Genomic DNA, 12,985 nt, shown 5'->3' on the forward strand with positions numbered 1-12,985 from the left:
CGTAACGTCTTTTTTCCTACCTTTGCCTTTTCCCAAAAATCAAACAAATCCATTGCCCAATGGCTACAAAAAAAATTCAATCTGCCCTAATCTCTGTCTTTTATAAGGACAATCTTGAACCAATCATCGCCCTTCTGAAAAAACACGGTGTGAAAATCTATTCTACCGGTGGTACTCAGAAATTCATAGAGGAACAAGGTGCAGAAGTTATCCCTGTTGAAGAATTGACTAGCTACCCTTCTATTTTTGGAGGCAGAGTAAAGACCCTTCACCCTAAAGTTTTTGGTGGCATCCTTTACAGAAGAGACAATGATGGCGATGTAGCGCAGGCTGGCGAATATGATATTCCAGCAATTGATTTGGTGATCGTGGACCTTTATCCATTTGAGGAAACTGTAGCCTCTGGTGCTCCTGAAGCAGATATTATCGAGAAAATCGACATCGGAGGAATTTCTTTGATCCGTGCAGCTGCCAAGAACTTCAAGGATGTAACCATCATTGCTTCCAAAGATCAGTACGCTGAACTCGAAGGAAGACTTACTGCTCAAGAAGGAGCCACTACCTTAGCTGACCGTCGTTATTTCGCGGCTCAGGCCTTCCAGGTTTCTTCCAATTACGATACACATATCTTCAATTACTTCAATCAGGAGGAGAATATCCCTGCTTTAAAAGTATCTGAAACCAAAGCCAAAGCTCTACGCTACGGAGAAAACCCACATCAAAATGCACACTTCTATGGCAACATGGAAGATCTTTTTGATCAGTTGAATGGAAAAGAACTTTCCTACAACAACTTAGTCGATGTGGATGCAGCGGTGAATTTGATCGCTGAATTCAAAGGTGAAACTGCCTTCGCTATCTTAAAGCATACTAATGCTTGTGGGGTTGCTTTGGCTTCAACTGTAAAGGAAGCTTATCAGAAAGCATTTGCAGCGGATACTACTTCTGCTTTCGGAGGCGTGTTGATTACCAATCAAACGGTTGATAAAGACGCTGCTGAAGAAATGCACTCCTTGTTCTTCGAAGTGTTGATCGCACCAGCTTTTACAGGTGAAGCTTTGGAAGTATTGAAAGGCAAGAAAAACAGAATTTTGCTGGTACAAAAAATGGATCTTCCTGGCACCAAAATGATCAAGACCTTGCTTAACGGCGTGATCGAGCAGGACAAGGATTTGGCAACTGAAACAAAAGCTGATTTCACTGTAGCTACCAAAAAAGCTCCGACAGAAGCGGAGAAAGATGCATTGGTCTTCGCTGCAAAAATCTGCAAGCACACCAAATCAAACACAATCATCCTTTCTAACGGTGATCAGTTGTTCTCAAGCGGAGTAGGTCAAACCTCCCGTGTAGATGCATTACTTCAGGCAATCGATAAAGCGAAGGCATTTGGTTTTGACTTGAACGGAGCTGTGATGGCATCTGATGCATTCTTCCCATTCCCAGACTGTGTCGAGATCGCTGGCAAAGCCGGAATCACTGCTGTAGTTCAGCCAGGTGGGTCTATCAAAGATCAGTTGAGCGTAGACTACTGTGACGCAAACGGCATCGCCATGGTGATGACGGGTGTGAGACATTTTAAACATTAAAATTTGACTAACCTTTGGGGTCATCCGCGATAGCAATCGGATTTGACCCTGAAGGTTTTAGTGGATTTCACAATCAATACCTTCGAGGTTGAAAAACCTCAAAGGAGACAAAATATCAAGACCTTCGGAATTCAAATTTCTGAAGGTCTTTTTTCATCTAAACTAAGTAGGTTTAGCTCAGACACTACATTGTCAATTTAAAACGATTGCAAGAAAGAATGAAAAAAGAAAATTAACCTGCAGAGTTTGAATTAAGAACTCCAAGCATCAATTCCCCACTCTAATCCACCTTGATCAATTTGCAGTCAAAACGAGTTTGAAATCCTAAAGAAATAATTTCCAGGAACTCAAAATATCACACCCTTTTTCACGTTAATTTTTCATTATCCCCTATTTTTATAAGCTTGATTTTAAAACACTTAGCATATGAAAAATAATCTTAAGTCCTTTTTCGCTTTTAGTGTAATTTTATTACTTGCTAGTTGTGAGGTTGGCCCAAAGGAGGAAGATTTTTTGGAAGCCAAAATAGAACCATACTATTCCTTGGAACAACTATTACTAAAAGCTGTTCCGTCAGAGAATAAGCCCAATCGGGTCACTCACTATCAACTGGAAAGTTTTATTAATCATAATGACATCTATTATGACTCCGAGGAAAATGAGTTATTGAATGTTTACCTCAACGAATCATTAGATACGACCAGCATAGTTCTTTTCGTTTATTCAGATGGGTTACTCTTGGAAAAAAATGCCTATCCAAAAGACGATAGCGGATATGAATTGACAGAAACCTTCAAATACCATTATAACTCAGATGGAAGCTTACATCAAATAACAAGAAATGGGGGAATCCACATGCTTTATAATTATAATGATGAGGCACTTGTCAGCGAAATCATTTTTGGACCCAATACAAATCTTTCGGAGGGCTATTACTTTTATTACGACGAAGCAGGTAGAATTACACGCCAAATCTGGGGTATTTCTGATCAGCTAGAATCTCCTATCAGAGATTGGCATTATATCTACGACGAAAGTGGGAAACTCATATCCAAATCTATTCCTGTTTCCAGCCATGATAATTTAGAGCCAATGTTTGTCTATTCTTTTGATAATCAAGATAGAATGACAGAAGAATTAGAACTTTATCCGGAATATGGCTTTTCTCCTTATTTTAAAACTATATATAGCTACAGCCTGTCGAATTGACTGGTATACAAGCTAAATTTAATTCCCTTTCATTTCCCCGTTTGAATCCGCTATTTTGCAGCCTGAATCAATTTCGGGTCAGATCCGTTGTTGGTTTTTGATACTTAGTACAGATTCAACCAATGAAGTCGAATAATCTCAAATTATACAATACGCTTTCACGCCAGAAAGAGGAGTTTCAACCCATCAATCCGCCTTTCGTAGGCATGTATGTCTGTGGACCGACGGTCTATGGAGATGCTCACCTAGGTCACGCTCGTCCTGCTATCACCTTTGACACAGTAAATCGATACCTGACCCATATGGAATTCAGAGTTCGATACGTGCGAAATATCACCGATGTGGGTCACTTACAAGGAGATGCAGATGAGGGTGAAGACAAAATCGCTAAGAAAGCAAAGCTAGAACAGCTTGAGCCTATGGAAGTTGCCCAACAATATACGGACAGCTACCATAGAGATATGGCACTTTTGAATACTTGGAAACCGAGCATCGAGCCTCGCGCAACAGGTCATATACCAGAGCAGATTGCCTTAGTAGAAGCCATCCTGAAAGAGGGTTTTGGCTATGAAGTAAATGGATCTGTGTATTTCGATGTGATGAAATACAACGAAACCAACAACTACGGTAAGCTTTCAGGTCGTGATTTGGAAAACTTACTAAGTGGCAGTCGAACATTGGATGGTCAAGATGAAAAGCGTAATCCAGTTGATTTTGCCCTTTGGAAAAATGCTTCTTCTGAACATCTTATGAAGTGGGATTCTCCTTGGGGAGTTGGTTTTCCGGGATGGCACCTAGAGTGTACTGCCATGAGTTCCAAATACCTCGGCAAGCAATTTGACATCCACGGTGGTGGAATGGATCTACTTTTCCCTCATCACGAATGTGAGATCGCGCAGGGAAATGCATGCAATCATCAGGATCCTGCCAGGTACTGGATGCATAATAATATGATCACCATCAATGGGCAGAAGATGGGCAAGTCACTAGGCAACTTCATCAACTTGCAGGAGCTTTTCACTGGAAGCCACAAACTTCTAGAGCAGGCTTACAGCCCAATGACGATCCGTTATTTCATTCTGACGGCACATTATCGCTCTACGCTGGACTTTTCCAATGAAGCGCTTCAGGCTGCTCAAAAGGGATATAAAAAGCTAATTAATGGTTTGAGAATTGCCAAGATCTTGAAATTTGAGGCTAGTGATATCGAGAAGGATGAGGGGCAAATCAAACAGGTTCAGCAAATCATCACCAATGCTTACAGAGCGATGGACGATGATTTCAACACCGCGCAGGCGATTGGACATCTATTCAATTTGTTGAAGAAAATCAACTCCATGTACACTGGCCAACTGAATCCAGCGGTATTTGGCGAGGAAGTTTTCAAAAATTTAATTGAGACATTCAGCAGTTTCGTTTCCGATATATTAGGATTGATCGAAGAAAAATCAGACAGTCAAAATGAGATGCTGAATTTACTTTTGCAATTGTATGCTGAGGCTAAAACTGCCAGAGACTACGCAAAAGTTGACGAAATCAGAGCTGGTTTGAAAGCCATAGGTTTCGTAGTGAAAGACATGAAGGATAAAATTGACTGGGCATATGAAGAATAGACTTTGGTTGGTAGGCTTACTGGCACTGACCTGGGCATGTGGCAGTGCGGAGAAGAAAGCAGATGTTGTAACGAAAGCTCCAGCGAAGCCCTACCCTACTTTCTCGGCAGATTCTGCTTATGCATTCGTTCAGAAACAGGTAGATTTCGGTCCACGAGTACCAGAAACTGAAGCGCATGAAGCCACTAAAAACTGGCTTTTAGCTAAGTTTGAAGACTATGGTTTTACAGTGGAAACCCAGGATTTCGAAGCAAAAACTTACGATGGACTTACCTGGGGTCTAAGCAATATTATCGCATCCTACAATCCAGAAGCGACCAAGAGAATACTTTTGGCAGCACACTGGGACACGCGAAGAATCGCTGATAAAGACACCGATCGAATCGATGAACCTATCGATGGCGCCAATGATGGAGCTAGCGGAGTGGCTGTCTTGATGGAAATCGCGCGTGTGATCGGTTCTCAAGAACTTAAGCCTGAGGTTGGAATTGACATTATATTATTTGATGGCGAGGATGATGGCGAGCCAGAAGGCACGACTATGAGAAATACTGAGCAGGATTACTGGTGGTGCCTAGGTTCTCAGCACTGGTCCAAAAACAAGCATAAGCCTAATTACTCTGCTTATTTTGGCATTTTGGTGGATATGGTTGGCGCAAAAGGAGCACGCTTTTATAGAGAAGGTTATTCTCGTCAGTATGCCTCAGGAATTTTGAAAAAAGTTTGGGACAATGCTGCTCAGATTGGTCAAGGAGACTTTTTTATTTACAAAGATTCTCCAGAAATCACAGATGATCATTTATTTGTAAATGAATTTGCGAAAATCCCGATGATTGATATTATCGAGTTTTCCCCAGATTATGGTTTTGGTCAATACCATCATAAGCATTCGGATAATATGGAAATCATAAACCGTAGAACTTTGCAGGCTGTGGGAGAAACTGTTCTATTTACTGTGTACCAAGAGTAAAAAGCTTATCTTTCTGGCTTAGAATCGTCCAATTTGGAGGGTTTGTAGTGTATAGTTAAATGTTTTTTCTATGAAAAAAGGTCATCAGGTTACGATGAAAGAAATCGCCAAGAAACTGGGGGTTTCCGTATCTACCATTTCCAGAGCACTGAAAGATTCTCCAGAGCTGCATCCTGACACTAAAAAAAGAATAGTGGAAATGGCCAAGGAGATGAATTACCAGCCAAACCTCCTTGCTCAAAGCCTAAGAATCAGCCGAACGAATACACTTGGAGTAATCGTACCCGAGATCACTTCGCATTTCTTTGCCTCCTGTATTTCTGGCATCCAGGACCATGCAAATAAGCGTGGCTACAATGTGATGATATGTCAATCCAATGAGACTTTGGAACTGGAAAAAGCGAATATCAGGACTTTAGTAGCTTCTCAAGTCGATGGGTTGCTGATCTCCTTGAGTCGTGAAACCAATCAATACGATCACCTACTGGATCTTTACAATAGAGAGATTCCATTCTTGCTTTTTGACCGAGTAAATGAAGATATTCCAGTATCTCGGGTTACGTTCAATGATGAAGGTGGCGCTTATGAAGTCACCAAATATTTGATAAAAACTGGTTGCAAACGTGTCATGTATGTCTCAGGTCCTGAGGATTTATACATTAGTAAAAAGCGTAAGGAAGGTTATCTCCATGCGCTAAGCGAATTTGGTATAACCGCTGATCCGGCCTTGGTAAAAATATCTGATCTGACCACCGAAGGAAATATCAAAGTAGCGCAAGAAATCGCTGACATGGAAAACCGCCCTGACGGTGTATTTTGTATGATTGATCCTGTTGCGATCGATATTCTGACCTCTTGGAAAGCCATGGGCATCAAAGTCCCAACGGACATGGCACTAGCAGGTTTTACGAACAATCCCACCGCTGCCGTGGTAGAGCCCCCTCTGACTACAGTTGCTCAGCCAGGCTATGAAATGGGAAAATTAGCTGTTACTCATTTGCTCGACCAATTAGACGGCCAAGCATCCGATGATCCTATTTCCATAGTATTGGAAACCACCTTGGTTCCACGCCAATCAACCAAAGCCCTTCAGTAGATGAAAAATAAAATTTCTCAATCCTTTAGAAATCACTTTGGCACTGATCCTATTGTGGCTTTCGCTCCTGGTAGAATCAATTTAATAGGTGAGCATACAGATTATCAGGAAGGTCTAGTTTTCCCTGCTGCAGTAGCTCAGGGAATCTGGGTAGCCATCCAGAAAAGCGACAAATCCTCCAGCAGGCTTTATGCCGAAGATTTTGAAGAGGAATTTGTCTTTGAAATCAATTCTTTTTCACCACAGAAAGGACACTGGGCAAACTATACCATGGGTATGGTCTCACAACTCCAGCAGGCTGGTTATAACTTAAGCAACTTTGATTTAGTATTCGGGGGGAATATTCCTGCTTCCGGACTATCCTCCTCAGCGGCACTTTCTGTGGCGGTGGGAATGGCTTTGACGGAATTGTTTAAGTTGACTATAACCAAGAGATCAATTGTTCTTTATGCCCAAAAATCCGAGCATTTATTTGCTGGTGTAAACTGTGGCATCATGGATCCATACGCTTCAGCATTTGGCGTAAAAGATCGAGCCTTACTATTGGATTGTCGGACTAATACGCACTTTGAAGTTGAAGTAGATTTAGGTGATCATTCGCTAATACTCATCAATTCCAAAGTAAAACATCAGCTTGCTGACTCTGCTTATAATAAGCGTAGAGAGGCTTGCGAAGCGAGTGTTCAATTACTTCGGGAATCGTATCCGGATGCCAAAACGCTGAGAGACATACCAGTGAAAGATTTGGAAAAGGTAAAAGCTATTTTACCCGCAGATCTATATCCTAAGGCTAAACATGTCATCACAGAAATCGACCGAGTTAACTTAGCCTCACATGCCCTTCATGCGAGTGATTTAATCGTTTTCGGGAATTTGCTCAAAGAATCTCATCAAAGTCTCAGTACAGATTTTGAGGTGAGTTGTGCCGAACTTGATTTTCTAGCAGAGCATTCCTGGAAATTACCTGGCGTAATAGGATCAAGGATGATGGGCGGAGGTTTTGGAGGTTGCACGATCAATTTAGTAAGCAATTCAGAGCTACAGAACTTTGAAAAAGCTATGTACTCAGCCTATAAAGAAAACTTTGAGATTGAGGCTGATTTTATTCCTGTAGCACTTTCCCAAGGAGCCAGAATCCTCGAATGATTATTCTATAGCACCGTCTATTGTTTCAAAATGACAATTAATATACTTTTTATAAAAAAAATCCCCAATTTGTGGGCGCAACTCTGAAATGAGTTTATTCCCTACTTACCCAAAAATTTGAAAACCTATGAATTTCTCAAAAAACCTAAGAAGCCTACTGCTACTTGGACTGATAGCGAGCGTAGGTTTCTGGAGCTGTAATTCCCGCTCTGGCAAACCTAAAGTACTTGTTTTCAGCAAAACAGCAGGATTTCACCATGAATCCATTCCAAAAGGAATAGAAGCAATCACAAAACTCGGCTCAGAAAACAACTTTGAGGTGGACACAACCACTCAAGGGACTAGTTTCAACGAGGAGAACTTATCTCAGTACGCGGCAGTAATATTCCTCAGCACCACTGGAGATGTACTCGATCATGTGCAGGAAGCTGAATTTGAGCGCTACATCCAAGCCGGAGGAGGCTTTGTTGGCATTCATGCCGCAGCGGACACCGAATATCACTGGGGCTGGTACAACCGCCTAGTGGGTGGATATTTCGTAGATCACCCAGGAATCAATGATCCAAATCCAAATGTGCAGGCAGGTAAGATAACTGTAGTGGATGCAGATAACGCTGCTACTTCTTTCCTTCCTAGTTCTTGGGAAAGAACTGACGAATGGTATTCTTATCAGAAAATGAACCCAGAGGTTAATGTATTATTGACCTTAGATGAAGATTCATACAAAGGCGGTTTTGACATGGGTGAGCACCCTATCGCCTGGTATCATGATTACGATGGTGGACGTGCATTCTATACTGGAGGTGGTCATACCAATGAATCATACACAGAAGAGCTTTACCTGAAGCACTTGTTAGCTGGAATTGAATATGCTATTGGTGGAAATAATGAGTTGGATTTCTCTAAAGCAAAAAGCAAAAAAGTACCTGAAGCGAATAGATTTGAAAAAACTATGCTTGCTGTAGGTGATTTCACAGAGCCTACTGAGTTGACGGTACTTCCAGATCTAAATGTGCTGGTTTCTCAAAGAAGAGGCGAGATTCTTTACTACAATAGTCAGACGAAAGAAATCACTGAAGTTGCCAAACTGGATGTGTATTGGAAGACTTCCGTACAGGGAGTAAATGCTGAAGAAGGTGTTTTAGGTCTTCAAAAAGATCCTAATTATGCTACTAACAATTGGGTGTATGTGTATTATTCCCCTACTGCTAAGGAAGTAAATCGACTTTCTAGATTCAAATTTAAAGATGGTGTTTGGGATATGAATTCTGAACAAATCATCCTTGAGCTTTATTCTCAAAGACAGATTTGCTGCCATACAGGAGGATCAATCGCTTTCGGTGCAGATGGAAATCTGTTCCTATCGACTGGTGACAACTCTACTCCTTTCAACCAGTCAAATACTCCTTATGTAAACAGCGGCTATGCACCACTGGATGGTAGAGCTGGAAACAAACAATTTGATGCGAGAAGAAGCTCAGGCAATGCCAATGACCTAAGAGGTAAAATACTTAGAATCAAAGTAAAAGAGGATGGCAGCTATGAGGTTCCTGAAGGAAACCTATATGCAGCTGGAACGGAAGGCACTAAGCCTGAAATTTATGTGCAAGGTCTAAGAAATCCATACAGAATCGCTGTGGATCAAAAAACTGGATTCTTATACTGGGGTGAGGTTGGCCCGGATGCAAATGGAGACAGCACAGAGACCCGAGGTCCACGTGGCTATGATGAAGTAAATCAAGCGCGTAAGGCAGGACATTTCGGATGGCCATATGTGATTGGTGACAATTATCCATATCGTCAATACGATTATTCTAATGGAACTTCTGGAGAGCTATATGATATCACCGGCCCTCAGAACAGCTCGCCAAACAACAATGGTATTGAGAAACTACCTCCTACAGAGCCTGCATTCATCTGGTATCCATATGGAGAATCCGCTGAATTTCCAGCTTTGGGCACAGGCGGTAGAAATGCAATGGTTGGACCGATTTACTATTCTGACATGTACTCTGCGGACAATAAGTTGCCTGATTATTTTGATGGCAAACTGATTATTTATGATTGGGTTCGAGGCTGGATCAAAGTAGTCTCCATGACGGAATCTGGTGATTACGACAAAATGGATCCATTTATGGCAGATACCAAGTTCAATGCTTTGATCGATATGGAAATGGGTCCAGACGGACATATCTATGGATTGGAATATGGAAATGGTTGGTTCTCTAAAAATGCTGACTCTGGTCTTTTCCGAATTGATTACAACGGAGGCAACAGAGCACCGATAGTTTCTGAGCTCACTGTAGACAAGACTTCTGGTTCAAATCCTTTGACTGCTACTTTCTCGGCTAAAGCTTCAGATCCTGAAGGAGATCCAATGACTTACACTTGGGATCTTGGCAATGGAGAAACTAAAACTACAGAAGAGCCAACACTCACACATACCTTCAATAAAGTAGGTGAATATGTGGTGACTATCACTGCTAATGACCCTTCAGGCCTAAAAGGTGCGGGATTACCTGTTGCGGTTTATTCCGGCAACATCGCACCAGAAGTGTCGATTACGATCCAAGGCAATAAAGCTTTCTATTTCCCTGGTAAGCCTGTAGCTTATGAAGTGACTGTGACCGATGAGGATCATGCTGATGCAGCAGGAGATATAGATAATCTTTTCGTCAGTGCTGATTACTTAGAAGGTATCGATCAAGCTGAGGCTAGTCAAGGCCATAAGATTATGACGGATGCCATGGTAGGCAAATCGTTGGTATCTTCTTTAACCTGTAAAACTTGTCATAAGGAAGCTGAAGCTTCGATTGGACCAGATTATACTAGTGTTGCGAAGAAGTACACTGATAGTGATATTCCTTATCTGAAAAATAAGATCAGGAATGGTGGCGGAGGAGTTTGGGGAGAAACAGCGATGCCTGCAAATCCTGATCTACCAGAATCTGAATTGAATGCCTTGATCAGTTACATCCTTTCCCTTGACGGGGTAACCCAAGAAAGCCTTCCTAACTCAGGCTCTGTCAATCCAACCATGGGTAAAACAGCTACGCCAACTGGAGTCCTTATGCTAAGTGCGTCTTACACGGACAAAGGCGGGGAGAATATCAAACCTTTAACTGGTTCTACTTCTTACTTATTATCTAGTAATACAGTGGATCTGGCAACTACATCAGAACTTACGGGAGGATTCAGCAAAATGAGTTTTGATGGTCAAAACCTATTAATGGTTCCATCTACAGCAGCATCATTTGCTATCTCAAAAGTAGACTTGACTGGCATCAGCTCTGTGACTATTAACACAGCGGCGACCGCTAAGTTGACTGATGGATTCCTCTTTGAACTTAGACTGGATAGCCCAGAAGGACAGGTAGTAGGATCTAAGGAATATAACCAAGGACCTATGACTGGCCCAGCAGGAGCTCCTGCTTTCGAAGCACTTACTATCCCAGTAACTGGAACTGCCGATGGCAAGGTTCACAGCTTGTATATCACCACCAAAACACTTAATGGCGGTGAAGCAGGAACATTTATACTAGCGGGAGTAATTTTCAACGCAAAGTAAATCCTGCAAGCTAATAACTTGAAAAGCCATCTCGATTATTCGGGATGGCTTTTCTTTTGTAATTCAAAGTAGTTTTTAAAGCTAATGAAAGACAGACTGATTAAATGAATAAAAAACTACCCCTCATTAGTTATCAATTGAAATTGCATTGTGAGTTTTCCAAATGCCAAATGACTTCGATTTCTTGGAGATCGCTCAAGGTATAATCCCCGTTCACTTTTTCCCCAGAGCAATCCAATAATACTAATGCCCAATTGCAATGAGGACAGCAGGAACCCCAATAAAATACTCTATGCCCATTGTATTTGGCTTTGCTGATATAAGAATATTCCGCCAAACCAGCTGTTGATGCCTCCTCAACGAGTTGCTTCAACCATGGTAGACTCTCTATAGGATCGCTCACACCACAAACTGTAGCTGGATCATCCTTTTCTTCGCAAGCAAAACTGAACAATAGACAGAATAAAATAGGGTAAATCGACTTTTTCATTGTAGAGAGTTTAGTGAAAAATGCATTTGAACCCTTTACGGAGCTGAGTAGCAATCCGCTACTCAAAAGATTATTTCAAAGGCGAAAAAGGCAAAGTCTTAAAGAACACTGCATCAACTTTCTCCACAATCTTCCCATCAGCTTCAGAATTCTCTTTGGCTTTCACCCAAGCTGGATCTTTTGCAAAATTTTGGAAATCCCTTTCAAATGAAGCCTGATCTTTATCTGCAAGTAAGTAAACTAACTTTGGCTGACTACCATCTTTCTCTACAGTCACCCAATAAGGATAATTTCGTAAGCCCTGCTTTTCAAACAAATCTTGTGTATGATCCTTGAATCGAGTAATTAGATTATCCAATCTTCCATCCAAACAGGTGTAAGTCCTAAGTTGAAAAATCCCACTTGCCTGAGGTTTTGGAGTATCATTTAGCCCTTTAGCCAATTTCATAAAGGTCTGATCAACGGATTTCACCAAAGCACCATTTTCTCTTGAAGCCTCAAAAACCTTTTTCCAGTCCGGATCATTCACAAACTTTCCCCACATGATATCTCTGGATTTCTCATCAGGATAGCCCAATATATAGGTCAAAGAATTATCCGTGTTTTCAACTGGAAGAAAGTATGCGATATTTTCCATACCAGCTTTCTCAAAAAGCGTCATCGTATGATCCTCAAACCTCTTGATCAAATCCGGTAGTTTGTCTTCATTGGCGTAGTATTTTCTTATTTCGAAATAAGTAGAACTACTATTGCTTAGCTGCTGCGCAAAACTTGCAATGGTTAAAAACATCGCTAAAACACTTAAAATTGATTTTTTCATGGCTACTGGGTTTAAGGCAAGTTAAAGTTAACAGGATAATAAAAAACACCTTTTGAGGAAAAACGAGATCCTTTATTCTCAAGCTTATTTTTTCCAAGCCTTCCAAAGTGCTGGACTAAGCACCAAAGCTACGATCAAGAGCCCAAAAGTCTCCCGAGCTTCTTCCATCTGTGGAGTTTTCATAGTCAAGTCATGCTGTTCTACTTCCTGTGATATCCAATCTCCAATACCCCCAGGGTAAAAGTATATCGCACCTGCGAGACAAACCGTCACCACTACAGTTAATGGAATCTTAGGAAAAATCCCACGTGTTCCTAAAACGCAAAATATTATAGCCATTGCATAAATACTCACCCAAACCTCAGGGTCAGGATCATTAAACTGCCAATAGGCAAATAGTGCAAAGATGAAAATCCATAGTCCAAAAAAGATCTTGTTAAACTTCATAATAGGTAGGGTTTTCGTCAAAATTACAGAAAACAAAGAA

Annotated in this window: 10 protein-coding genes; 7 read left to right on the plus strand and 3 right to left on the minus strand. The window is 41.3% G+C overall.

Annotated features, from left to right (window positions below; genetic code table 11):
• Window positions 1–59 precede the first annotated feature (59 nt).
• The 7 genes from purH to LV85_RS11350 all read left to right on the plus strand — a co-directional run bounded on the left by purH (window position 60) and on the right by LV85_RS11350 (window position 11,188).
• Window positions 60–1,586 (plus strand): bifunctional phosphoribosylaminoimidazolecarboxamide formyltransferase/IMP cyclohydrolase, encoded by a 1,527-nt coding sequence (gene purH / locus LV85_RS11320; protein WP_111319449.1) that lies wholly within the window; start codon window positions 60–62, stop codon window positions 1,584–1,586.
• 426 nt (window positions 1,587–2,012) lie between these two features.
• Window positions 2,013–2,795 carry a hypothetical protein gene (locus LV85_RS11325; RefSeq protein WP_111319451.1) on the plus strand — a complete coding sequence of 261 codons (783 nt, stop codon included), beginning with the start codon at window positions 2,013–2,015 and terminating at the stop codon, window positions 2,793–2,795.
• A 122-nt stretch (window positions 2,796–2,917) separates the two neighbouring features.
• Window positions 2,918–4,408 carry a cysteine--tRNA ligase gene (gene cysS / locus LV85_RS11330; RefSeq protein WP_111319453.1) on the plus strand — a complete coding sequence of 497 codons (1,491 nt, stop codon included), beginning with the start codon at window positions 2,918–2,920 and terminating at the stop codon, window positions 4,406–4,408.
• The gene (locus LV85_RS11335) at window positions 4,398–5,378 is read left to right on the plus strand and encodes a M28 family peptidase (RefSeq protein ID WP_111319455.1); all 981 of its coding nucleotides are present in this window, start codon (window positions 4,398–4,400) and stop codon (window positions 5,376–5,378) included. Before cysS ends, LV85_RS11335 begins: the two co-directional genes overlap by 11 nt.
• A gap of 70 nt (window positions 5,379–5,448) precedes the next feature.
• Window positions 5,449–6,474: a LacI family DNA-binding transcriptional regulator gene (locus LV85_RS11340; RefSeq protein ID WP_111319457.1), complete on the plus strand. Its 1,026-nt coding sequence runs from the start codon at window positions 5,449–5,451 to the stop codon at window positions 6,472–6,474.
• Window positions 6,475–7,620, plus strand: a complete 1,146-nt coding sequence (galK, locus tag LV85_RS11345) for a galactokinase (protein ID WP_111319459.1) — start codon at window positions 6,475–6,477, stop codon at window positions 7,618–7,620.
• Window positions 7,621–7,747: 127 nt separating this feature from the next.
• On the plus strand, window positions 7,748–11,188 hold the full coding sequence (locus LV85_RS11350; protein ID WP_111319461.1) for a ThuA domain-containing protein: 3,441 nt from the start codon (window positions 7,748–7,750) through the stop codon (window positions 11,186–11,188).
• 133 nt (window positions 11,189–11,321) lie between these two features.
• Here LV85_RS11350 and LV85_RS11355 read toward each other — a convergent pair whose 3' ends face one another.
• The 3 genes from LV85_RS11355 to LV85_RS11365 all read right to left on the minus strand — a co-directional run bounded on the left by LV85_RS11355 (window position 11,322) and on the right by LV85_RS11365 (window position 12,945).
• The gene (locus LV85_RS11355) at window positions 11,322–11,678 is read right to left on the minus strand and encodes a hypothetical protein (protein ID WP_111319463.1); all 357 of its coding nucleotides are present in this window, start codon (window positions 11,676–11,678) and stop codon (window positions 11,322–11,324) included.
• Between the two features lie 70 nt (window positions 11,679–11,748).
• A complete protein-coding gene (locus LV85_RS11360) occupies window positions 11,749–12,498 on the minus strand; it encodes an NIPSNAP family protein (protein ID WP_111319465.1) in 750 nt (249 codons plus the stop codon).
• A gap of 84 nt (window positions 12,499–12,582) precedes the next feature.
• On the minus strand, window positions 12,583–12,945 hold the full coding sequence (locus tag LV85_RS11365; RefSeq protein ID WP_111319467.1) for a transmembrane 220 family protein: 363 nt from the start codon (window positions 12,943–12,945) through the stop codon (window positions 12,583–12,585).
• Window positions 12,946–12,985 lie beyond the last annotated feature (40 nt).

The organism is Algoriphagus chordae, assembly GCF_003254055.1.
Classification (GTDB): Bacteria; Bacteroidota; Bacteroidia; order Cytophagales; family Cyclobacteriaceae; genus Algoriphagus; species Algoriphagus chordae.